Origin of the sequence: Terrabacter sp. 2RAF25 (genome assembly GCF_052115265.1) — a bacterium.
Taxonomy (GTDB): domain Bacteria; phylum Actinomycetota; class Actinomycetes; order Actinomycetales; family Dermatophilaceae; genus Terrabacter.
This window is the reverse complement of the sequence record NZ_JBFRGJ010000002.1, coordinates 937,595-960,002: the sequence shown is the minus strand read 5'-3', so window position 1 is coordinate 960,002 and position 22,408 is coordinate 937,595. Positions and strand designations below refer to the sequence as shown.

Sequence of the window (22,408 nt, the reverse complement as noted above, 5' to 3'; positions counted from 1 at the left end):
CATACGCTGGCGTCGTGAGCTCCACGCCCCTCCCCGGCGACCTCGACGTCGTCAACGCCAACCGCTACGTGCAGCTGACGACCTTCCGCCGCACGGGCACCCCGGTGTCGACGCCGGTGTGGATCGCGAGGGACGGCGCCGAGCTCGTCGTCATCACGGTCGACCCGGCGGGCAAGCTCAAGCGGCTGGCGCACACCTCCCGGGTCGAGCTGCGGCCGTGCGACATGCGTGGCCGGGTGCCCGAGGGGGCGCCGACGTATGCGGGCACCGCCGTCGTCGACCGCACCGCGGAGGGCGTCGCCGCGGTCAAGCGCGCGATGGGCCGCAAGTACGTCATGGCGCGGCTCGGCGACGCCATCGCGGCGGTCACCGACCGCATCCGCCCACGCGGGCCCCGTGCCGGCATCCGGATCACGCTCGACTGACGGCAGCGCCGGAGGCACCCAACGTTGGACACGAGACGCCAAAGGTTGGACACGCGGTTTCTCCGGAGCGCTGACCTGCGCATACGGTGACAGGCATGAGCTCGGCAGCAGGTGCCCGGCTGGTTCAGCGCCAGCTGGGAAGGATGCTGCGCAGCAAGGTCGCCGGCGACGATGCGCCGGCCCGCGCGCAGCGCATCTGGGGTGCCCCGGGCGAGCGCTGGTTCACGCCGGCTGACCCGGTGTGGCGGGTGCACGCGGACGCGTCGATGTTCCCGGCCGGCGTCACGTCGCTGCTGCTGCAGTCGCTGCACCCGCTCGCGATGGCCGGGGTCGCCGGCCACAGCGGCTACAAGAGCGACCCGTGGGGAAGGCTCCAGCGCACGAGCCACTACCTCGCCACCACGACGTTCGGCACGATCGAGCACGCCGAGGAGGCCGTCGCCGCGGTGCGCTCGATCCACACGCGGGTGCGCGGCAAGGCGCCCGACGGCCGCCCCTACCGCGCCGACGACCCGCACCTGCTGATGTGGGTGCACGCGGCCGAGATCGACTCGTTCCTGCGAGGGTTCCAGGCGTTCGCGGCCACTCCCCTGACCCCTGACGAGGCCGACGTCTACGTCGCCCAGGCCGGCATCCCGGCCGCGCGGCTCGGCGTCGTCGACCCACCCACCACGGTCGCCGGACTGCGTGAGGTGCTCGACGCGTACCGCCCCGAGCTCGAGGCGACCCCCGCCGCCCGGGAGGCCGCGCGCTTCCTGCTGCTCAACCCGCCGCTGCCCCTCTACGCCCGGCCCGGCTACGCGACTATCGCGTCGGGCGGCGTGTCCCTGCTGCCCGGGTGGGCACGCGACATGCTGGGCATCCCTGTGCCCGGCGTCGTCTCGACGCTCGTGGCGCGGCCGCTCGGCCACCTCGGCACGGCGGCGGTGCGGTGGGGCATGGCCGGGCTGGCCGAGCGCCGGCCCAGCGACTCACCCGGCTCCCCTGACTCGCCTGACTCGCCTGACTCGCCCGACTCGCCCGACTCCCCTGATCACCCCGACGGGTCCGGCGACCCGGTAGGGGAGAAGGCCGCCGTCTGAGCGGCCACCTTTGACCGGGCCGGGCGGCGTTCAAGAAGCGGACGCACCCGGCCCGGTGTCAGGTCTGCATCGGCGTCTGAGTGGACGTCCGCGTCGGCGTCGCGTCCGCGCTACGGGTCGAGGTCGGCGTCCGGCCCCGGGTGCGGCCCGTCGGGGTAGGGCTGCAGCGGCACCTCGGTAGGTCGCTCGCGCATCCCGATCTCGTATGCCGCCTGGCCGGCTGCCGTCAGCACGCGCCGTTGCCCTCGGGGCAGGGTCACCGTCACCTCGAGGTCCGCGATGGAGCAGTTGAGGACGGCGTGGTCGTGGTGGGTCGTGTGCACCTTCGGGAGCGCCGCGCCCGGGGCATCGGTTCCTGCTGGAGGTGTCGCCGGGGCTGCGGCGTGCGCGCCCGGCTCGGCGTAGAGCCAGGCGACGGACCGCTCCGGCGGAGCGGTGACCTCGACGTCGATGGCGAGGCCACCGCGGCCCGGCAGGTGCAGGTGGGCTCCGTCGCGGCGCTCCTCGACGCTCGTGGTGCGGGCGTGCGACATGCCGCCGAGGCGTCGGCGGTCGCCGCGCACCGAGAGCGCTCCGTTCGCGACCCACGGCAGCGTGCGCTCACCGACGCGGAGGCGTCCGAGCACGACGTCGATCCAGGTGCCGCTGGGCTCGCCGTCGAATCCGAGGCCGTGCAGCCAGATCCACCGCTCGGCGTGCTCGGTGCCCCAGTTGTGGCCGACCATGCCCTTCCAGCCGTCGACGTCGATGACGCGTCCGTCGACGGTGACGGCGCCGGTGAACCGGGCACAGGGGTGGAGACTGACGGGCTTCGTCCTGGGGAGGGGGACGGCATACATCCACGGGAACGGCAGGTGCTCGAGCGCGCGCTCGCCGAGGAAGGTGAGGTCCCACGAGACGGGCACGTGCACGTGCACCTGGCCGGGCGGCGGCACCATCGAGCCGACGGCACGGGTCGGTCCGAGGGTCGCGTCGGCGACCCCGACCCAGTGCGGGTCGCAGGTCGGGGCTCCCTCGACGGTGGCCTTGGCGGTGGTCGGACCAGGCGCGCCGGCGTCGAAGAGGGTGAACCACGTCGACGCGAGGGGCGGCTCGCCGGGCTCGAGGTGCACGGTGTGCCGCAGCCAGAAGCCGAGGCCGCCACCGGGTGCCACCGCGCGCAGGTAGTGGCTCTCGTAGCCGGACCGCATCGCCGCGAACCGCGCGGCCGCCGGGTCACCCCGCATCCCACTGACGCTACTCCCGAGGGGGTGCGTCGACAGCCCCCTCCGGTATGCCGGATCACCCCATCGGCGCGCGCCTGCCCCGCCCCCGCCCCTGCCCCGCCCCTGCCCCGTCCCGCCCCGTCGAGTGCCCACTTTCCGACGTCAGGAAGTGAGCACTCGACGCCAGGAGGTGGACCGCTCCCGTCGAGTGCCCACTTTCCCACGCCTCACGGACGGGGCGCGTGCGCGTCAGTAGGCTGCGGGTGTGCCCAGACTCGTGCTCACCGTCATCGGCGACGACCGCGCCGGCCTCGTCAACGCGCTCGCGGACGTCGTCACCGCGCACGACGGCAACTGGGAGGACAGCCAGCTCGCCGAGCTCGCCGGCAAGTTCGCCGGCATCGTCGTGGTCGGCGTGCCGGCCGAGCGCGTCGACGAGCTGACCGCTGCGCTCAACGAGCTCGACGGCCTGCTAGAGGTGACCACCCATCCGGGTGCCGAGGTCGACGCCGTGCCCGACGACACCTCCCCCGACTCCTCCCCCGACTCGGCGTCGCAGCGCCTCACCCTCGACCTGCTCGGCAACGACAGCCCGGGCATCGTCCGGGAGGTGTCGTCGGTGCTGAGCCGGCACGAGCTGTCGATCGAGACGATGACGACGGGCACGCGCGAGGCCCCGATGGCCGGCGGGCTGCTCTTCGAGGCGCACGTCGTGGTGCGGGTGCCCGCGAAGTCCGACACGGGGGCGCTTCGCGCCGACCTCGAGAAGCTCGCCTCCGAGCTGCTCGTCGACATCGCCGTCGCCTGAAAGGGCTTCTGGCGCGACGAAGGGGCCCGTCTCGCGTCTGCGAGCTCCGGGCCCCGCGACGGTTCACGTACCACAACGGGCCAACCGTCAAAGTCCTTCGTCAACCCCTGACGAATACGTCCAGTGAAGGGCGCTTTTCGGGTCACTACGACCGTATTCCTGTGACCTTGCGAAATTCTTGCGGCCACCTTGCGGACGTGCGCGTGGATACGACGGTGCCGGCCCGTCCGGACGCGAAGCTCTCAAAGGCCGCGTACGTGGGATGGACCAGGAGGACACTGGTGCCAGCGGGCCCGTCGCACAGGGGGTTGTCATGCGAGACAGATCGGCACGACGGTCATCACGTCCGACCTCACTCATCTCGACGCTCGCCCTGGTGGCGACGTTGCTGGCTGCGTGCAGCAGCTCCCCCGGCAGTGCCGGCGGGACCGCCAGTCCGAGCAGTCCCGGCAGCCCCGGCAGCGGCACCAGCAGCGGGGTGGCGTCGTCGGTGACGCCGAGCAGCCCGGCGTCGGCAACGCCCAGCGAGCCCTCGACGGTGCCGGCAGGGCCGGCGCTCGTGCCGCCGACGGCCTCCGTCCTGATCAACGCCGACGGGCACCTCCGGCTCGTCCACGCCGATGGGACCGAAGGCCGCATCGCGGTGCCCTCGATCGACGCCGAGGGCACGCACGACGAGGTCGTCATCGGCGACTGGGCCCCGGACGGTGGTCGCATCTCCTTCACGCGCCTCAACCACACGGTCCAACCGGTGCAGGCGTCGGTGTGGGTGGCCAACAGCGACGGCAGCGGGGCGCGGCAGGTCGTGTCGTGCGCGGCGCCGTGCCAGCGGGCGGGTCTGGGGGCGTGGTCGCCCAAGGGAGACCAGCTGGCCTACGTCGTCACCGACTTCGACGCGGCGCGGAAGGTGGCCGTGCGCACCGCGGTCGAGGTCGTCACCCTCGCGTCGGGGAAGCGGCGCGTGGTGCTGGAGACCAAGGACCCGCTCGTCGACTACGCCTTCCCCCGCTGGTCGCCCGACGGCACGAGACTCGTGCTGCAGGTTCTCCACGTCTCCCTCAAGACGCCAGCCGGGTCGAGCGACCCCGTCGCGACGCCGACCGTGGCCATCGTCGACCTGGGCCGGCCGCCGACACAGACCCCGCGCGTGCTGGCGCCCACGCTCCCCGGCACCTACCCGGACTGGAGCTGGAAGTCGGACACGATCCTCTTCGCCACCAACGACCCTGACGCCGTGAGCACGGAGGATGTGGACCGAGACGTCTGGACGGTGCGACCTGATGGCAGCGGCCTCCACCAGGTCACCCGGCTGCCGAAACCGAAACTCGCCATTCACCCGTCATGGACGGCCGACGGCACGATCGCCTTCCTGGAGTGCGTGTCGCGTTCCATCTGCTACCTCGCCTACGCGAAGGCCGACGGCTCGGTGGTGCAGACACCCCTGAAGCTGCGGGGCTTCTGGCCTCGGGTGAAGCCTGTTGCCTGACGGCCTTCTCGCGAGCAGTGTGGGGGCATGGACGGTCATGGGTACTCGGCAACAGCTGCTCCCGTCACCCACGCGAAGGCGGTGCCGATCGCGGACTACGGGTTCCTGTCCGACGGCGAGGTGACGGCGCTGGTCACCCCGGGCGGCGACGTCGACTGGATGTGCCTGCCGCGCTTGGACTCTCCCAGCGTCTTCGGCTGCCTGCTGGGTCGGCACGCGGGTCGCTTCCGGCTCGGGCCGTCGGACGTGAACGTGCCGACGGCGCGGCGCTACCTGCCGGGCACGATGGTGCTCGAGACGAGCTGGGGCACGCCGACGGGGTGGATCATCGTGCGCGACGTGCTGCTGCTCGGGCCATGGCACCACGACGACGGCATTTCCAAGAAGCACCAGCGCACGCCGATGGACTACGACGCGCAGCACACCCTGCTGCGCACGATCCGGTGCGTGTCGGGCGAGGTGCAGACGGTGATGGACTGCGAGCCGGTGCTCGACTACGGGCGCAAGCCGGTGAAGTGGGAATACACCAATCATGAGTACCACCAGTGCATCTCGCAGGCGGACGGCTCTGACATCCGTCTCACCCTGACGACCGACCTGCGGGTCGGCTTCGAGGGCGGGCAGGCTTCTGCGCGAACGCTGCTCAAGGAGGGCGACGAGCGGTTCGTGGCCCTGTCGTGGGGTGCGATCGAGCCGCCGTTGACGTCGGAGGAGGCGCACGACCGGCTCGAGTGGACGGCGCACCACTGGCAGCACTGGCTCGCGCGGGGGCGCTTCCCCGACCACCCGTGGCGCAGCTACCTCCAGCGAAGCGCGCTGACGCTCAAGGGGCTGACCTACGCGCCGACCGGGGCGATCGCTGCCGCGTCGACGACGTCGTTGCCCGAAACCATTGGTGGAGAACGGAACTACGACTACCGGTTCACGTGGATCCGTGACGGGACGTTCGCCCTGTGGGGTCTCTACTCGCTCGGGTTCGACTGGGAGGCCGTGGACTTCTTCTCCTTCATCGCCGACATGGCCGAGCGCGACGAGGACCTGCAGATCATGTACGGCATCGGCGGAGAGCGTGAGCTCCCCGAGTCGACGCTGGATCACCTGCCCGGGTATGCCGGCTCGCGCCCGGTTCGCATCGGCAACGCCGCGCACTCGCAGGTGCAGCACGACGTGTGGGGCGCGCTGCTCGACTCGGTCTACCTCCACTCGAAGGTCGCCGACCACCTGGACGGGCGCATCTGGCCGATCCTGGGCAAGCAGGTCGAGGCGGCGCTGAAGCACTGGCGCGAGCCCGACGCCGGCATCTGGGAGGTGCGCGGCGAGCTGCAGCACTTCACGTCGTCGAAGATCATGTGCTGGGTCGCCGTCGACCGCGGCGCGAAGCTGGCCTCGATGATCGGACAGGACTCGCAGGCCTCGGAGTGGCAGCTGGCCGCCGACGAGATCAAGGCCGACATCCTCGAGCACGGCGTCGACTCGCGCGGGGTGCTGACGCAGTACTACGGCACGGACGCGCTCGACGCGTCGCTGCTGCTGGCGCCCCTCGTGCGGTTCCTGCCCGCGGACGACCCGGTGATCCGAGCGACCGTGCTCGCCATCGCCGACGAGCTGACCGTCGACGGGCTCGTGCTGCGCTACCGCGTCGACGAGACCGACGACGGCTTCTCGGGCGAGGAGGGCACCTTCACGATCTGCTCGTTCTGGCTCGTGTCGGCGCTGTCGGAGATCGGCGAGACGAAGCGCGCGCACGAGCTGTGCGCGAAGCTGCTCTCGCTCGCCGGGCCGCTCGAGCTGTACGCCGAGGAGATCGACACCCACACCGGCCGGCACCTCGGCAACTTCCCCCAGGCCTTCACCCACCTGGCCCTCATCAACGCCGTCATGCACGTCATCACCAACGAGACCGCAACCCACTGAGGACCAACGCTCGGCGCCGACACGATCATCATCACCGGCATCGAGACGAACGTCTGCTGCGAGACGACCGCGCGGGAGGCCATGGTCCGCGACATCCGGGTCTTCTTCGTCAGCGACGCCACGCGACGGGCGGCGTCCCCGGCCTGACGGTGGACGAGGTGCAGCGGGCCACGCTCGCCACGGTCGGCACGTTCTTCGCCGACGTCGTGACGGTCGACGAGCTGGTCGCCCGGATCGGCGACGCGCCGGAACGCACCACCGACGTCCCGGCGTAGGACGTCGCGGCTGCGAGCGCCGCCAGCAACAGGCGCTGGGTCAGTCGGCCTTCTCGAAGGTCACGAGCACGCCGCTGACGCCACCCGGCCCGATGCGGCCCTTCACGTCGACCGACGTGATCGCCTTGAGCGACCAGCCCTTCGAGCCGTACTCGTTGAGCACCTTCTCGAGCTTGTCGCCCGACATCTTCCCGCCGATCATGCCCTCGCGAAGCTCGACGACCTTGTACTGCGGCATGGCGCACCTTCTTCCCTGTCGATGTCCTCCGACCGTATGCCGTCTCGCGCCCCCGATCCGTCCAGGCAGCCGTGGCGTCACTCCGGAAACGCAGGAGGAGGGCTGCTTCGCTGAGTCACTGCTGCGCTGAGAGGAGCAGGTTTCCAACCGATGGCCGCTCGGCCCCCGACGAGGGCTGCCGCCAGAAGGTGGAGACTGTTCCTGTCGGTGACCGCGAGGGAAGGGGACGGGCTGCCGTGTCTGAGAGCGACGCCTATGTGACGCCGAAGGTGGCGCACCCGTACTGGGCCAAGCACGCGTACGAGGTGCTGGTGGAGACGGCAGGTCGGTACGACGCCGTGATCACCTACTCGGAGCTGGCAGAGGAGGTCCAAGCTCGCTCCTCGATGCGGACCAGGGCCGAGATGCGCAACTGGATCGGGGGCCTGCTGGCCGACCTGGCCAAGGTCAACCACGTCCGGGGTGAGCCGCCGCTGACGTCGCTGGTCGTGCACAAGCAGGACGGGCGCGTCGGTTCGGGCTACGACGCGGCGCTCCGTCTCACCGGCCAGCCGCCGATCGAGGACCCGGTCGAGCGGGAGACGCACGCGGCCGCCGCACGCCTGGAGTGCTACCGGCACTGGGGAGCCGACGTGCCCGCCGATGCGCACCCGACGGTGCACACGCGTACGCGTGAGGTGCGGGAGCGCAGTCCCCGCACTCCCGCCACGGCGAGTCGCGCAACGACCCGGGCCGCCGCCGAGGAACGACGCGGAGCGGTCTGCCCAACATGCTTCATGGAGATGCCACTCTCGGGCGTGTGCCCGAACTGCGAGTGACCCGTCGGGTCACCGCATGCGATGCAGCACGGCCAGGGCAACACGTCGCGTCAGGTCTGCGGCGTCCCCCTCCGACGACGAGTCGACGCACGACAGGAGGGTCGCGACAGCACCCAGGTGAAGCTCGCCACCGCGTTCGACCTGCCCTCTGGCGAGGAATCCGCCGTCGGTCGGACGGAACCCGGCGACCGACAGCAGGTGTGTGACCCGGTCGTACGTCTCGGCCGTGGCCGTGGCCCGTGGTCGCAGCTCGAGAGGCTCCCCACCGACGACCGACACGAGGAGAAGGCCGCCCGCGATCTGCTCCCACTCCCGGCCGTCCGCGGCAAGGCGTGACAGCACGTGGTCTAGCAGACGCACGGGGTCGTCGCGCAGGCGTGCGGCCAGAGACGTGGGGAGCAACCTGCCCTTGGCCTTGCGCAGCAGCCCGTAGCGGCGCACGCGCTCGCGCAGGTCGAGGACGGGCGGGGTCAGGTCCTCACGGTTGCCCTGGCCGGGCCAGTGCTCGGCCAGCCTTGCGCCGTGGAGGACATGCTCCACGACCCGTGGCGGCAGGTAGCCGGCCGGTGTCAACGTGAGCCCGTCACCCACGGCGTCGAGCACGACGCGGAAGGGGACGGTCAGGCCGGCAGCCTCTTCTGGCGTGAAGTGGTCCGGCGCGCCCCACGTGGGTGCGCTGAGCCACTCGTCGAGGTCGAGGCGTACGGCACCGCGCAGCCTGCTGATGACGTCGGCGACAACTGCGGGCAGCTGGCCCATCGCCGCCGCGGTGTCGCGCGGCGCGAGGCGGGCGAGGGCGGCGTTGGTGTCTTCAAGGTCGAACTCGTCGGGGTGCCAGCCCGTCGGCAGCCACGCCCGCATCTCCCTGCTCGTCAGGCCGTTCGGCACATGTGCGGGATCCTCGCCGCCGCGCACCCACTCGGCGACCTCCTCGTAGCCGGGCACGCCACCGATGTTCTCGGGCGGGCAGGCGCGCTCACCCGCCAGGCAGGCGATGGCGTATGCCGTCCGGCCCGGTTTCGCCTCCGCGTCGCCTCCCGCGTCAGGCGCCTGTCGTTCGACCTGCTCGAGGACGATGGTGTGCGTCCAGCCATCGCCGAAGTCGTACTCGTACGTGAGCTCGTCGCCCGGCTCGCGCAGCACCTGGTCGAGACGAACGTCGGTCTCTGCGGCGCCCTCGTCGCCCTCCTCGATGTCGTAGGCGGTGAGGAACTTCGGGCTCACGTAGGGCGGCCCGAGGCTGAACTGGTGCAGGTGCGAGTCGGTCCAGCCCATGACCTGCTGCAGCACGTCGTGCACGCAGTCGAGAAGCAGGTCGCCGGGGATCATGAGGCGCCGCCAGACCTCGGGTTCGGTGCCGTCGAGCACCACCCGGAGCGTGAGCAGCGAGGCCACATCCGGTGGCGGCGGGATCTCGGGCTGCGATGGAGGGCTGGGCCACGTGCTCACGCCGAAAGCGTACGCAGGGGACGACGGATGGGGACGGATGGGGACGGGTGCGCCCAGTAGCCCCACCGGGCGCACCCACCTAATCCCCTTTGAGTCCCCCAGGAGTAGATCGAGCTGCTGCCACGGCGCGATCGACTTCTGGCCCCCTTCCATGCGCTGTCGTCGAGCGCGCCCGTGGGCGAGTCGACGGCAACGCCGCTCATCAAGGATGAAACGGGACGCGAAGGGACGCTAGGTGTCGGAAACGACACCTAGCGCTGGGGCTCCCGCGTGCGTGCACGCGGGGGCGTCGAGTCGAGGCGGCGACGGCCCTGCGCCGCCCACCACGCGGTGGCTGCGGCGCGTCCGCGGAGGCCGGTCTTCGCGTACACGGAGGAGAGGTGCTTGCGGACGGTGCGTTCGCTGAGGCCGAGGCGATGCGCGATGGCGCCGCTGGTCAGGCCGCCGGCCGCCAGGGCCAGCACCTGCTCCTCACGCCGCGTCAGTGCCGTGAGCTGGTCGCCGCCGATGGCTCCCGCCCCGTCGAGGGCCAGCGCGCGGAGCCGGCTCGTGGCCTCCTCGAGGCGGGCGTTGAGCGTCAGTGCGGGGGCGACGATGCTCTGGATGAGGGCGAGCGCGTCGAGGTCGTCCTCGGTGAAGTCGCGGCGGTCGCGGTGCAGGCCGAGGAAGGCGAACCCGGTCGGGCCGACGTGCAGGGCGATCGACGCGGGGTAGTGCGCGGTCGGCATCCAGCCGTGCATCGCGTCGAACTCCTCGGTCTCCCAGAACGCGTCCATCCGCACGTGGTCGCTCGTGCGGATGGGGCGGGTCGCACCGAACTGGAACATGGCGGCGAACGACGGGTGCGTGCCGACGTACTGGGCGGCCCGTTCGGCCTGGCCGGGCAGCACGACGCAGCCCTCGGAGGCGACGACGTCGGGCCCGTCGCCGGGCTGCAGGTCGGGGCTGAAGGACGCCAGGCCGCAGCCACCGTCAGCCGCGAGCACGACCTCGATGCGGCGGACGAGGTCCTGTTTGAACGGCTCACCGGCGGCGATCTGGCGCGCGATGTCGATGGCCAGCCGCAGCACGTCGGCCTCGCGCGGCCCGCTGGCCCCCATCAGGGGCGTCGATCGCTGCGTCCCCATGCCGTGCTCCCCTCGACGACGGGCGTCACGAGCCCGTCAAGAAATGGTAAGAGCGGTCTGCCGACTGGGAGGTGTTTTGTCCACGGTGTCCATCTCGTGGCCCGTCGTGTGGTGACGCGTCAGCGCTTGCCGCGTGTCTGTGACGAGCCGGGCGCCACGTGGGGCGAGCTCAGCCGAGCAGCCCGCGGCGCACGGCCTCCACCCCGGCCTGGAAACGGCTGGCAGCGCCGGTCGAGGCCATGAAGTCGCTCATGAGCCGTCGAACGGTCCGCGTCGACAGGCCGAGCCGACGAGCGGCCGACTCGTCGGTCGCGCCGGCAGCGAGCATCTGGAGTAGCTGCTTGCTCGTCGCGTTGCTCAGCGGTTCCTCCCGCTTGCGCACCTCGCCGAAGGGCGCCGCGAGCAGCCAGGTCGTCTCGAAGTACTCCACGAGCGCAGCGACCACCGACGGCGTGCGCACCTCGACCGCGCCCTGCGACGGATCGCCGACGACGCGGGGCAGGAGGGCGACCTCACGGTCGACGATGACGAGGAGCATCGGCACCTCGGGCATCGTGCGCGCCTCGCCGCCGATCTGGGTGAGCCAGCGCGCGTAGTCGAGCGTGGCCGGGTCGTGCCGGAAGCTCTCCTGGTAGACGGCACGGATCGCGACGCCGCGTTCGAGGGCACGCTGGTTGAGCGGCTTGCTCGCCGCCATCGCGTCGGGCCGGTGGGCTCGGCCCGGGTTGAGCGACACGCACTCGGTGCGGGCCTCGAGTGAGAGCTCCTCGAGCCGGTCGCGCACGCCCTCGAGCGTGTCGTGGTGGACGATCGCCTCGCGGTGCAGATGGGCGTCGTGCTCGAGGGCCATCGTCTCCATGAGCGAGCGCACGGCCGCGACGCGCCTGGCCTGGGCGGCGAGCTCCGCCTCGGCCTCGGCGACGAGCCGCGCCATGCCGACGCGGGGGTGCGAGGGCACGAGCAGCAGCGGGTCCGCCTCGTCGGGTCGCAGCAGGGCGGCGTCGGCGAGGACGTCGAGCGCCTTGCGCACCCGTGGCCTCGTCATGGAAAGGGCCGTCGCGAGGTCGGCGACCGTACGCGTGTGGTCCTCGAGCATCGCGCGGTAGACCGCGGCGGCGTCGCCGTCGAGCTCCATGCCCATCCCCTGTCCTGGGCCGCGCCGGTGCCGTCCGGGGTCCCTGTGCGCCCCGTCAGCCCGGTCGTGTCCGCAAGCGGACAGGCCCGTTGCGGCCAGATCATAACCCTTCCCGTCGGGGGCGCGAGGGAGCAACGTTCTCTTCACCAGGAAGCCGCCGGGGCGGCCCTTCGGAAGAAGGGTTCGAGAGCCGGAAAGCCCTGACACACAAGCATCTTCGCAGGGGAAGGAACCACCATCATGTCGCTCTTCACCGCTCTCGCTCCGGCCGCCGCCCGCACCTCCCAGCGGGGTCGCTCCCTCGCGGGGACGATCGCCGGGCTCGGCGTCGGGCTCGGCGTCGCCGCAGCACTCGTCATCGCCCCCGCCGCCGGCGGATCGTTCAGCGCGGGCGCGGCCCTTACCAGTCCCTCGAGCAGCACCGCTGGCCCCGCGCAGGGCTCGGGCGTCGTCGTCGCCGGCGGCTTCGAGTGGGGCGCTCCGGGGCGCCACTGACATGTACCTGATCTCCGTGACCTTCCGACCCGGACCGCGAGCCGGACCGAGCAGCACTCCCGCCGCGGCCGGCGAGCAGCTCGCAGCCGAGATCGGGCGTCTGCCGTTCGTCGAGCACAGCCGGTTGCAGGCCGCTCGCGACCGAATCGACCTGGCCGTCTTCGTCACCGCGAGGGACGAGCACCAGGCCCGCGAACGGCGGACCGAGGTGCTCGCCGCCTTCGATGCACTGTCGACCAGCCCACCGTGGTGGGTCCGCGACCTCGCCGTCGGCGTGGACTCCGTGGTCTGACCGCGCCGGCGCCGACCTCCGGCCCCGAACCCACTCACCCCGAACCCCACTCCCGAACCGCCTCACCCGGGCGCGAGCACGCACCCGAGGCCATGCCGTCCTGCCCCGATGGGCTGCTGGCGGCGATTGAGAACCACCCAGCACCACCTCATCCGGCCATCTCGGCCACCCCTCTCACCGCAAGGAGATCCACCATGTCCATCTCGAAGCTCCTCACCAAGGGCGCAGCCGTCGCCGTCTCGGTCGCTGCGATCGGCGCCGGCGCCGCAGCACCAGCCAACGCCGCCACCGCGAAGTGCGAGTCCAGCGGCACCCTGACGTACTGCTACCAGGTCACGAGCACGGCCGGCTCCGGCTTCAAGGCCCTCTACACCGACATGGTCATCAACACCACGAGCAGCACCGCGAGCCTCACCTGCAAGGTCGAGACGTCGAGCAGCTACACGGCGAGCGCTACCGCGACGGTCAGCGCCTCGGTCAAGGCCTTCCTCGTGGCCTCGGTCGACGCGTCGGTCTCGGCGACGGTGACCAACTCGGTGACGACGACGATCGGCTCGTCCACCACGGTCTCGGTCCCGCCCAACACGACCCGATACTGCGACCGCGGCAGCTACCTCTACAAGGGCACCGTACTGCGGACCGGCGCGAACGGCATGAACCAGCTGCCGAACTACACCTTCTCCATCACCGCGCCGGCCGTGCTCGCCTGGCGCCTGCGCTGAGGTGACGTCGATGCGCTCCGCGATCTGCACTGTCCTCGTGGCTGCCTCGGCCGTGGCACTGACTGGGTGCTCGGCCGGTGTGACCGGTGACCGAATGGCGTCTTCGCCGGCCCCCGCACCGGTGGCCGCCACGGTCGCTCCCCCGGCAGCGGCCCCAGGAGAGGCCGTCATCACCAAGGCGGCCGGGCAGGGCAGCTCGCGGGGCGCAGACGTGACCACCGACGGCAGCTACACGGCATACCTCGTGTGCCACGGCGGCACTGAGGTCACCGTGGTCTCGACGGCAACCGAGTCGAGGACGGCCATCCCGTGCACTGGCTACGTCTCCAGGATGCGCTTCCTCACCGAGAAGCACGGGGATTCCCTGACCGTGCGTGCGGATGCCGGTCAGGAGTGGGCGCTCACGGTGGCCGACTCGACGGTGGCGGGCTGACCTGTCGGAGCCGTCCTCGTCAGCGGGCGGCATACCCAGACTGGGTATGCCGCCCGATTTCGGGCGCTGATGCCGGCAGCGGTGTCCGTCGAGAACTCGCGACCCGCGGCGTCGTTGACCTTATGCGAGGAGTCGGCGAGCAGATGTACGTCCGCGAGACCACGGTCAAGTCCCAATTCGCGAGCGCCTGCACCGAGCCCGGTCGGCTCTAGTTCGGCAGATCTTCAGTACGGCGCGCCGTTCCGCGACATGACAGCGACTCGTTCAGGCCTCGTTGGGGGTTTTGCCCCGCGTCTGATGGCAGCCGGGGCTTGCCATCAGACGGTGACGACCGGATGGAAGTAGTCGAAGAGGCCAGCCTGGATGGGTTGCGAGAACTTCAGGCGCATACGCACGACGGGCAGTGCCTTGCCTGCGTCATCGGGCATGGTGGTCTCCTCGAAGTCGAGCGGCTTCGCATCTCCGAGGTAGTAGAACTGCGATCCTTCAGCGTCGTCCTTCTTGACGAAGACGTGCAGCTTCACCCGGCCTTGCACGATGTGGTCCACTTCTGAGCTGGACAGGGTTCGACGCGACCGGGTGTACCAAAGCATGGTCGACTGATCGAGGAGTGCGTCCTCGTACGCTGTGCTCGACGTGATCTCGTCGCCCTTGTGAAGCGTGACGAAGATGGGGCATTCACCCGAGTCGACGTCGGCGCGATAGCCGTAGATCGTTGACGTCCACTTCCGCGGCCAGCCCAGGAGTCTGCATACCTCTTTGCGCGTGTACTGACGCCCAGGCGTGAAGTAACGAGTGGGTTCGTACAGCGCCGCGGCCATCGCCTCGCCGGTCTGCGCGACATCGTCCACGTGGGAGCGGAACAGCTCGGAGCAGGCGTAGTCCCAACGGAACTCAGAGGTAAGAGCGATGCGACCGTCCGCATGCCGCTCGACGATCCCGGTCCGGTAGCGCTTCTGATCAGCCTCTGCATGCTGCTCGAGGGTGAACGTGTCGATAACGCTGTCAAGGAAGCGCTGCGGCACGATTTCGCCGTCGACGGCGACAGCTTCTCGCGCATCGTCACGAGTGAGCGACTCTCGCGCCAGTAGGGCCGCTAGGAGGCGCGCCTCGCCAGTGCGCTTAGCCGGCAGAACCTCGTGGGACAACAGCTCGAGGGCCTTTCCCTGACGCGGGGTCAGATCGGCGCTCTCCTTGAGCGCCGCCTGAAGCAGCCCGGGGTAATGCTCCCGCGTCGTGGCTAGGACGACCGGGTCAGTCGACTGGAATCGCCAAAAGTCCCACAGGTGAGGAAGGCGGCCGACTCGATCACGCATGGCCGTGAGTGCGGCACGGAGTTTAGGCATTGCATCGAGACGGGTTTGACTGATGGACGCCAGGACGCGTGCCTCGGCCACCTTGTCGAAGCGAACGCTCGAGAGTCCGGCCACAACGCCGATCTCTTCTGCGGCGATGAGTTTTTGGCGGATCGACTCCTTGTTCAGCGACTCGTCGCCGAAGAGCGCGATCGGGATGAGGTAGTTGTTTGCGTAGTTGCCGATGAAATCGATGACAATCAGGTACTCCTTACCCGGCGCCTTACGTAGTCCACGGCCGAGCTGTTGCACGAACACGATGGAGGACTGCGTCTGACGAAGCATGATCACCTGGTTGACACTGGGGATATCGACCCCCTCGTTGAACACATCCACCGTGAGGATGTAGTCGAGCTCGCCTCGCTCAAGCCGTTCCACGGCTGCTTCACGGGCCACGATGCCGTCCTCTCCCGTGAGGGCGATGGTTCTCAGCCGGCGTCCATTCAGGTTTGACGCGTTGAAGGCCTGCGAGAGCTGGTGCGCCTCCTCCTTGCGACTGCAGAAGATGAGGCCTCGCGGCGCGATGCCGGCCTGGCCGTAGGTCTCCAGCGCGGCGAGAACGTGCCGCACGCGCTCGGGTGACGCCAACTTGGTGAGCAGGGTGAACTCGTCGGTGCTCGTCCCGTCCTCAAAGGAGATATCGGCGATGCCGAAGTAGTGAAACGGCGCCAGCATCTCCTCTTCGAGGGCCTTGTTCAGGCGGATCTCGTAAGGGACGACGTAGTCGAACAGCTCGTAGACGTTGAACCCATCGGTGCGCTCGGGGGTTGCGGTCATGCCGAGGAGAAACCTTGGCTGAAGGTGCTCGAGGACCTTGAGGTAGCTGGACGCTCCCGCCCGGTGCACCTCGTCCACGAGCACGTAATCGAAGGCCTTGGGATCGATCGACTCGAGGGTCCCGGCTCTCGACAAGGTCTGGATCGTGGCAAAGACGAAGGGGCGGTCGAGCTGCTTCGACCCACCAGCGAGCTTGCCGAAGTCGCTCCTGGGCCGGTTGAGAACGCGGGCGTACTCCTCCATCGTCCGGTCAAGGATCTGCTCTCGGTGAACAACGAAGAGCATGCGCTTGGGGTCAACGGCCTTGACGTCTAGGGCCGAGAGAATGGTCTTACCGGTGCCAGTCGCCGAGACAACGACTGCACGCGGAGCGCCATCTGCACGTGCTTGGGCGATCGCCGCTAGAGCCTCCCGCTGCATCCGGTTGGGCAGCACGCGCAGCACGGCAACCTGTTCCGCCGGCCCGTCGCTCATGTCACCAAGGAGTTGCCCGTCGACAAACGCGCGGCCCGGCTCTGGAAGTTCAGGTACGTCGATGGCGCTGACGCTCGCAAGTGCGTCCGGTGTCCGCCGAGGCCGAGGGGGCGGCGCCGTGTACCTGCTCGAGTAATCGTCGACCCAGTCCTGCGTTAACGGAGTGGACTCGCTGATCTGCAGGTCACAGAGCCTCCGCAACTGCACGCCCAGGTCACTGGAACGGGCGGCCGAAACTCGGAGATTCCACTCGTGGTTCTTCACGAGCGCTGTTTCGGTGAGGTTCGAGCTTCCCAGCATCGCCGTTACCGAGTTGTCGTGCTCGAAAACGTAGCCTTTCGGGTGGAACGCCTGCGATCGATGGATCCGGACGTCGATCCCGTGCCGTTGCAGGCGGAGGAGCTCGGCAAAGGCCGCTGGCGAGTTGAAGGCCAGATAGTCGGACGTCACGATGCGCCCCTGCCCTTCGAACTCGAGCAGATCAGTCTTCAGCAAGGCGATGGCGCGCGGCGATACGAACGCCACGGAAAAGAGGAAACTGTCGCACGTGGCGAGCTCTTCTCTGATGACGCGCAACGCGGTGTTGTCTGCGTCGTTGTACACGAGCTGCGGGTGACGGCGGCGCGGCGCGACCTGCTCCGTGCCGAGGTAGCCGAACTGGACGTCGAGAGAGAGGTCGCCCAGCCAGTTGAAGTCAGTCGCCATACGTCAGGTCACGCCTCACTCGCTTGACAGCAGGGATGTCGGCCGGCGCCCACTCGAGGTCGCCCATCTCTTCTGGGGTACACCAACGAACTTCGTCATGGTCGGTGAGGTGCGGGTGTCCCGCGGTCAGGTCGCAGTAGAACGTCGTGAGAATGATCGTGGCGAAGTCGTATTCGTGGCGCGTTGACTCAATCTCTGCACCTACGGCGACCTCACAGCGCAACTCCTCGTCGATCTCTCGAACCAGCGCCTCGTGAGGGCTTTCCCCCGACTCGACCTTGCCGCCCGGAAACTCCCAGTAGCCGGCCAACTTGCCAGGCTCGGCCCTACGGGCACACAGGACCTTTCCCTCAGAAAGGATCACGGCCCCGACCACTGAAACAACCGACTTCGACCCAATCACGCGGCCGAGCTTAGAAGGTGGTGGAGGCAGCGCGGCCCCCGACACGACCACGGGCATCCGCGACTTCCCGTTGCGCCCAGCTTGAGGCGCGACTGGTCACGCGCCTCCATCAACAACGAATGCCTCGTCGGGCGCAACAACTGCTCCTACGATCGGGGCTGTCACGAGTTCGAGTTGCTCACGCCGGCGCGGATCTACTGGCACTCCGGTAGCGGAGCGATACGGGCCGACATTGTTGGCTCGGCCCAATCACGGGACGCCTGCGCGACTTCGACCTGCCAGCGCCGCAGGTGCGTCCGGGCCTCGGCGCTCCGACCGCGGAGGCTAGCGACGCGGTGAACCCGCAGCGACATATGGCGCCGATCGAAGTGTGGGTACCCGCCTACTGCGCCCCGCGTTGCGCCAGAACCCGCGGCACTGCGCACCCCTCGAATGCAACGACCGCAGAGGCGTCACCCGGCTGCAGCGTAGAGCCATCGAGGTCAGCCCCGCTCCTCTGTCGGCCATGAGGAGGACCGTGATGCGCACCTATGAGGCATCGACGAGTCCGGCTGCGGGATCGTAAGTGCGACCTAAGGACGCGGCGGGGTTTGTCGAGTTGCCAGGCCGCCCGCCGGCCGAGGCGACGGCCCGGACACGCGTCCCTTCCGCCCCCTGCGCACCTGTCGTCAGAACCGTGCGATCACGGATTGATGAGGGGCCGGCCGGCACGAGGGAGCCCCTCCTTCCGAACGAGTGTTTCCAGCGTCCGCGCAGAAGGGCCATCCGGGGTGACCACGACGCGATAAGTCAGGTGGTCGGCGACGTACTGGCGTGTTCGCATGTCAAGTAGTCGCTCACCACGTGCAAGAGCGCTCATATCCACCGACGTCAAGGTTGGGATCACGAATCTGTCGCAGACATAGATGGCGAACTGATCCCCAGAGCGGCGGCCACTGGCGTGGGATTTTAGCCGCCCAAAGACGCCTGTGGCACGAGGATTCTCCTCATCACGGTGTGCCCAGGCCATACCGACATAGAGGAACGCATCATCGCTCCAGACGGTATAGACACCGGACGGTCCTACCGGGAAGTGGGTGCCGGGCCAGTCGCGAAAGGCGTGTGCAGGTCCGTCCTCGAGCCCTGCCCGATGGTCTCCGAACTCATTCCTCACGACGCGAGCCTCCCATGGCGGACAGGCTCGGCCCCATCAGGTCGCGTCACAGCGCCGCGAGCAGTCGTGGGTGCCGTCCGAACGAGCTGCGGGAGCCGATGAGCGCGCAGCATGGCATTGGCACCCATCGAAGGTGTGCACCGGTCGAGTTATTCCCCGCGTTGGTCCCTTGCCGAAGCCCCACCGCATCCCGCGCACAGATGCCTTGCGCCAACCCACATCTCGCTGGCAGAGCCGTGTTCACCTCCCGGGTCAACGTGCCGTGATGCTCGCGCCCTTGCGGCGATTGCACGGCCCGCAGAGGATCTGCAGGTTCTCCGGCGTAGTTCCGCCCCCCATAGCCAAGGGAATGACGTGGTCGAACTGAAGCTCGACTACCGCGCCGCACTGTCGGCAGGCGCCTCCATCCCGCGTCCAGATGAACTGCTTTACGTCGTCGGCGATCCCCTCGCGAACGGCCCTATCGCGCGGCGCTCCACCCATGGCCACGATCTGCTGCGCCCGATCGATCCGCTGCGACTGCCGTTGTTGGCGTGTCACCAGAAGCGCATGCACAGCCATCCCGTCCAAGCCCTCGTTCTCCGAGTAGAACTGGCCTTGGAACTGCCAGTAGGTGCGGTTCTTCACCGTCGCCAGGCGAAGTGGGAACAGCATCTGGCTCTGCCAGCCCCCAGCCCATTGGCTCTTGTGGATCTTGTTCAGGCGATAGACGCCCCGCACTCCGACGTGAAGGGTTAGCCACCCCTTTCCCGTGAATAGCCCAGGCTGGAACGTGAGCTTCACGTTGTCGTGCTTCCTAAGCATTGGCGCGTACTCCTTTATCGACGTCCCACCCCGCTCCCCGAGCACCCTAAGGTCGCTGCGCCGCACGCGGCATCGAATCGGAATAAGTTGCCCAAAATGGACGATGAGAGCGGACGCCGCCGACCCATCCGCCAAATCATCCGTTGCCCGGCTATGGAGTCGGCGCCTCCCTTTGGAGCACGGCGTCTGGGGCCCCATGCCGACACCCTGGTCTGCCCCGCCCTTCTGACCGGACGGTGGGCCAAGCCGAGCATGCCCGATTTGCGAGACGCCGATGCGTTGGCTCCTGTAGGAACAGCCCTATGGACCACCACGTAGGCGACGTTCTCAACGGACATGTACTCGGCGTCGATCACGCCTGGCATCCCATGACGTACGCGAACGTGCCGTCGACGCGCTCGACGAGCTCCTACGGGGACCGCTACCGGGCGAGGTGGAGATGGACCATCCTCGCGTGCGTTGTCCTAAGCGTTCTCTCCAACATCACGCAGTCGGGCCAGCAGAGCGGCTCGAGCACGCTCCTCTCCACACTCATTGGCGCCATCATCAGCGGATCGATCATCAACCTCGTTGTGGCAGCAATCCCCCGACGCCGGCCGGTGGCCCACCGCGGCTAGCCCCAAGGCAACTTGTCCACGGATCGACCTGGACGCCAACTCTCTCGCGCCCATCCCGACCGTTGGTTCCCCCAGAACGGAGCCCGGCTTCTGACTCTTGCGCTGGCCTCCCCGCTCGCGGTAGCCAGCCGAGCTTCCGGCGGGGAGTGCGGTGAGGGCAAGCGGGCCTCAGAGGCTGCGCATGGGAGCCCGAGAAAGCCATCGCGAACTGACTAAGACGGCCAATGTGTGTCCTTCAGCGGCAAGCGCCCAGCTTTTTGTACCAAAGCTCAACGAGCAACGAGTGGTCCTTGGCAGAGCGTCCTTCGCCAGCATCTGACGCGGTCAGCGGATCAGCCGGCTAAGGAAGTCACGCGTCTCTGGGTCGGTGGAGTAGATCGTCACGCTCTGCATGCCTCGCGTGAGCATGACCTTATAGACGTTCCGCACCAAGCGGTCGAACTCTAGGTCGCTGACCTTGGTGCGGTTGCGGAAGTCGGGGTCGCGATTGGCTTCGCGCACCGTGCGCCAGCCGCCGTCACGCCAGACGAAGTCGGGCCCGATGATGGCGCCAGCGTGGTCGTACTCGAAGCCCTGCGCCGTATAAACGCAGCCGACCTGGCCGAAGCCGGCGGGGTCGCTGGCCCAGAGCGCGGCCGGTGGGGCGCCGCCGACAGAGCGATCGCCGCGAAGGTTCCAGGGTCGGGACCACCCGTCGATCTGGACATCGTTGACCAGTGATCCGTCAGGGCGTGGGTCGCTCCACGGCCAGCAGTAACCGGCGGCCATGCGAGCTGAATAGCCGTCGTCCTGCCGGGTCGCGAGAACGTGCTCGAGCTCCTGCGGCGTGTCCGCCACGGACACACTGAAGCCGTCGTCACCCTTCCACTCGACCGGCCCGCCCGGCTTGAGACCAAGGAGCCGCAGCACCCAGTCGACATAGACCTCCGAGCCACCACAGCGGAACTGGTCGTTGAGGTTGATCTGCTCGACCTTCAGCCCGAGGGCCTCGGCGTGCACCTCGATGTCCTCGACCGTGCCCATCTCACCCGGCCGGACGACCTGATGCTCGTCCAGCAGGAACACAGGCACCTTTGCGGCGGAGAGCAGCTCGTGAATCTGGGGCCGACCGGCCGTTCGCAGCTCCTTGCGCGTGTACCGACTGACGGAGGTCTCACGGATGCGATGCGCCTCGTCGAGGATCAGGCAGTCGAGGTCGTTGGGCTCGGCTGTCATGAACGAGTTGAAGTACGTGAAGAGCTTTTGCACGCGCGGCGCGCGCTTGCCGGCCACCTTGCGCAGCGTCATGGTGAACGACCGTGAGCCGGTGGCGTGCATCACCGACCGGCCCTGCCGCGACAGCTCGCCCATGAGCGAGAGAGCGATGACGGACTTGCCACTCCCGGGGCCGCCACTCACGACGACTGCTGTCTTGGTGTTCGACCGTCGAGCCCGCTCCACTGCGTGCATCACGTGCTCGTAGGCATCCCGCTGCTCGTCGAGGAGCACGAACTGCTCCCGGTTCTGCACCTCTTCGGCAGCCACCGCCAGCAGCTGCTTGCTGGGCGTGATCTTGCTGCGTAGGAGCGCATCGGCGGCCTGGGCGCCACTCTCGCCGGGTGCGAGCAGTGAGCGAAGATAGTCGACGAAGGCTCCACGGCGCTGACCAGTGAAGAGCGCTCCCTGCTTGGTCCGCGGCAGGTCGAGGAGATCAGAGACGCCCAGATCAGTGGCGTTGTGCAGGTACGCAACGCCGGCCAGAGAGTGCGGCTGCTCAGCGAGCATGACGGTGAACGACGAGAGGTAGTCGCAGTAGTCGGCCACCTGCAGCGCCGGGTGCGTCACCGCGCGACGGCCGTACTGCTCAACCGTCACAAGCCTGTCGCTGCCTTCGAAGCTCTCGGCTGAGCTCCACTGCTTGAGCTCGACAACCACATACGACGGCAGGCCGGTCTTGGGGTGCTTGCCGGCGAGGACGACGTCTGCGCGCTTGCTCGTCAGGGGCAGCTGGTACTCGATGAGCATCTCGACGTCGTCGAGCCCGGCAGACACCAGGTCGGCCTGCAGCGCCGGGAGGCTCCGCTCCCACGACCGCGATTCACTCGCCGCCGGACGGCGCCCCGTCTGGATGCTCATCTGCTCGGCGATGCGATCCGCCAGGTGTGCCTCGAGGGCTGAGAAGCCTCGAACGGAGGTCCGGAGTAGGTGCACGAACAGGTCCCCTGGCAGCACGAAGT

At 68.9% G+C, this 22,408-nt stretch carries 19 protein-coding genes and 1 pseudogene; 11 read left to right on the top strand and 9 right to left on the bottom strand.

What is annotated here, in order from left to right; all coding sequences use genetic code 11:
- Positions 1–14: 14 nt before the first annotated feature.
- Both AB4091_RS07695 and AB4091_RS07690 read left to right on the top strand, forming a co-directional pair.
- Positions 15–425: a PPOX class F420-dependent oxidoreductase gene (locus AB4091_RS07695; protein WP_442291141.1), complete on the top strand. Its 411-nt coding sequence runs from the start codon at positions 15–17 to the stop codon at positions 423–425.
- Between the two features lie 95 nt (positions 426–520).
- Entirely contained in the window at positions 521–1,507 is a 987-nt protein-coding gene (locus AB4091_RS07690; protein ID WP_442291140.1) for an oxygenase MpaB family protein, read from the top strand.
- 110 nt (positions 1,508–1,617) lie between these two features.
- Here the strand turns inward: AB4091_RS07690 and AB4091_RS07685 are convergent, their stop codons facing one another.
- Positions 1,618–2,733, bottom strand: coding sequence for a hypothetical protein (locus AB4091_RS07685; RefSeq protein WP_442291139.1), 1,116 nt, complete (start codon positions 2,731–2,733; stop codon positions 1,618–1,620).
- 244 nt (positions 2,734–2,977) lie between these two features.
- On the opposite strand from AB4091_RS07685, the gene AB4091_RS07680 reads away from it, so the two are divergent.
- From AB4091_RS07680 to AB4091_RS07665, 4 genes and pseudogenes are all read left to right on the top strand, one after another.
- Positions 2,978–3,520 (top strand): glycine cleavage system protein R, encoded by a 543-nt coding sequence (locus tag AB4091_RS07680; protein ID WP_442291138.1) that lies wholly within the window; start codon positions 2,978–2,980, stop codon positions 3,518–3,520.
- A gap of 376 nt (positions 3,521–3,896) precedes the next feature.
- A complete protein-coding gene (locus AB4091_RS07675; protein ID WP_442291137.1) occupies positions 3,897–5,006 on the top strand; it encodes a TolB family protein in 1,110 nt (369 codons plus the stop codon).
- Positions 5,007–5,033: 27 nt separating this feature from the next.
- Complete coding sequence (locus AB4091_RS07670) at positions 5,034–6,920, top strand: glycoside hydrolase family 15 protein (RefSeq protein ID WP_442291136.1); 1,887 nt, start codon at positions 5,034–5,036, stop codon at positions 6,918–6,920.
- Positions 6,921–6,941: 21 nt separating this feature from the next.
- Positions 6,942–7,067, top strand: a pseudogene (locus tag AB4091_RS07665) (isochorismatase family protein); the annotation flags it as partial.
- A gap of 168 nt (positions 7,068–7,235) precedes the next feature.
- Here the strand turns inward: AB4091_RS07665 and AB4091_RS07660 are convergent.
- Positions 7,236–7,433 (bottom strand): DUF4177 domain-containing protein, encoded by a 198-nt coding sequence (locus AB4091_RS07660; protein WP_442291135.1) that lies wholly within the window; start codon positions 7,431–7,433, stop codon positions 7,236–7,238.
- A gap of 236 nt (positions 7,434–7,669) precedes the next feature.
- Here AB4091_RS07660 and AB4091_RS07655 point away from each other — a divergent pair, with 236 nt between their 5' ends.
- On the top strand, positions 7,670–8,251 hold the full coding sequence (locus AB4091_RS07655; RefSeq protein WP_442291134.1) for a hypothetical protein: 582 nt from the start codon (positions 7,670–7,672) through the stop codon (positions 8,249–8,251).
- Between the two features lie 9 nt (positions 8,252–8,260).
- Here the strand turns inward: AB4091_RS07655 and AB4091_RS07650 are convergent, their stop codons facing one another.
- The 3 genes from AB4091_RS07650 to AB4091_RS07640 form a co-directional block, all read right to left on the bottom strand.
- Positions 8,261–9,700 carry a plasmid pRiA4b ORF-3 family protein gene (locus tag AB4091_RS07650; protein ID WP_442291133.1) on the bottom strand — a complete coding sequence of 480 codons (1,440 nt, stop codon included), beginning with the start codon at positions 9,698–9,700 and terminating at the stop codon, positions 8,261–8,263.
- Positions 9,701–9,951: 251 nt separating this feature from the next.
- Positions 9,952–10,827, bottom strand: coding sequence for a LuxR C-terminal-related transcriptional regulator (locus tag AB4091_RS07645; protein ID WP_442291132.1), 876 nt, complete (start codon positions 10,825–10,827; stop codon positions 9,952–9,954).
- 169 nt (positions 10,828–10,996) lie between these two features.
- Complete coding sequence (locus tag AB4091_RS07640) at positions 10,997–11,968, bottom strand: helix-turn-helix domain-containing protein (RefSeq protein ID WP_442291131.1); 972 nt, start codon at positions 11,966–11,968, stop codon at positions 10,997–10,999.
- Between the two features lie 234 nt (positions 11,969–12,202).
- Between AB4091_RS07640 and AB4091_RS07635 the strand changes: the two genes are divergently transcribed.
- The 4 genes from AB4091_RS07635 (at position 12,203) to AB4091_RS07620 (ending at position 13,904) form a co-directional block, all read left to right on the top strand.
- Entirely contained in the window at positions 12,203–12,457 is a 255-nt protein-coding gene (locus AB4091_RS07635; RefSeq protein ID WP_442291130.1) for a hypothetical protein, read from the top strand.
- A gap of 16 nt (positions 12,458–12,473) precedes the next feature.
- A complete protein-coding gene (locus AB4091_RS07630) occupies positions 12,474–12,749 on the top strand; it encodes a hypothetical protein (protein ID WP_442291129.1) in 276 nt (91 codons plus the stop codon).
- Between the two features lie 194 nt (positions 12,750–12,943).
- Complete coding sequence (locus AB4091_RS07625; RefSeq protein WP_442291128.1) at positions 12,944–13,471, top strand: hypothetical protein; 528 nt, start codon at positions 12,944–12,946, stop codon at positions 13,469–13,471.
- Positions 13,472–13,565: 94 nt separating this feature from the next.
- Positions 13,566–13,904 carry a hypothetical protein gene (locus AB4091_RS07620; RefSeq protein WP_442291127.1) on the top strand — a complete coding sequence of 113 codons (339 nt, stop codon included), beginning with the start codon at positions 13,566–13,568 and terminating at the stop codon, positions 13,902–13,904.
- A 317-nt stretch (positions 13,905–14,221) separates the two neighbouring features.
- Here AB4091_RS07620 and AB4091_RS07615 read toward each other — a convergent pair whose 3' ends face one another.
- From AB4091_RS07615 to AB4091_RS07600, 4 genes are all read right to left on the bottom strand, one after another.
- Positions 14,222–17,215, bottom strand: coding sequence for a DEAD/DEAH box helicase (locus AB4091_RS07615; protein WP_442291126.1), 2,994 nt, complete (start codon positions 17,213–17,215; stop codon positions 14,222–14,224).
- Positions 17,205–17,579, bottom strand: coding sequence for a (deoxy)nucleoside triphosphate pyrophosphohydrolase (locus AB4091_RS07610; protein ID WP_442291397.1), 375 nt, complete (start codon positions 17,577–17,579; stop codon positions 17,205–17,207). Before AB4091_RS07610 ends, AB4091_RS07615 begins: the two co-directional genes overlap by 11 nt.
- A 1,444-nt stretch (positions 17,580–19,023) precedes the next feature.
- Positions 19,024–19,554 carry an HNH endonuclease gene (locus AB4091_RS07605; protein ID WP_442291125.1) on the bottom strand — a complete coding sequence of 177 codons (531 nt, stop codon included), beginning with the start codon at positions 19,552–19,554 and terminating at the stop codon, positions 19,024–19,026.
- 962 nt (positions 19,555–20,516) lie between these two features.
- Positions 20,517–22,307, bottom strand: coding sequence for a DNA/RNA helicase domain-containing protein (locus tag AB4091_RS07600; RefSeq protein ID WP_442291124.1), 1,791 nt, complete (start codon positions 22,305–22,307; stop codon positions 20,517–20,519).
- Positions 22,308–22,408: the final 101 nt, after the last annotated feature.

Coding starts and splice junctions, on each gene's coding strand:
- AB4091_RS07690 (WP_442291140.1), top strand. CDS start 521: ATGAGCTCGGCAGCAGGTGCCCGGCTGGTTCAGCGCCAGCTGGGAAGG.
- AB4091_RS07685 (WP_442291139.1), bottom strand. CDS start 2,733: ATGCGGGGTGACCCGGCGGCCGCGCGGTTCGCGGCGATGCGGTCCGGC.
- AB4091_RS07670 (WP_442291136.1), top strand. CDS start 5,034: ATGGACGGTCATGGGTACTCGGCAACAGCTGCTCCCGTCACCCACGCG.
- AB4091_RS07660 (WP_442291135.1), bottom strand. CDS start 7,433: ATGCCGCAGTACAAGGTCGTCGAGCTTCGCGAGGGCATGATCGGCGGG.
- AB4091_RS07645 (WP_442291132.1), bottom strand. CDS start 10,827: ATGGGGACGCAGCGATCGACGCCCCTGATGGGGGCCAGCGGGCCGCGC.
- AB4091_RS07640 (WP_442291131.1), bottom strand. CDS start 11,968: ATGGGCATGGAGCTCGACGGCGACGCCGCCGCGGTCTACCGCGCGATG.
- AB4091_RS07635 (WP_442291130.1), top strand. CDS start 12,203: ATGTCGCTCTTCACCGCTCTCGCTCCGGCCGCCGCCCGCACCTCCCAG.
- AB4091_RS07625 (WP_442291128.1), top strand. CDS start 12,944: ATGTCCATCTCGAAGCTCCTCACCAAGGGCGCAGCCGTCGCCGTCTCG.
- AB4091_RS07620 (WP_442291127.1), top strand. CDS start 13,566: ATGGCGTCTTCGCCGGCCCCCGCACCGGTGGCCGCCACGGTCGCTCCC.
- AB4091_RS07615 (WP_442291126.1), bottom strand. CDS start 17,215: ATGGCGACTGACTTCAACTGGCTGGGCGACCTCTCTCTCGACGTCCAG.
- AB4091_RS07600 (WP_442291124.1), bottom strand. CDS start 22,307: ATGAGCATCCAGACGGGGCGCCGTCCGGCGGCGAGTGAATCGCGGTCG.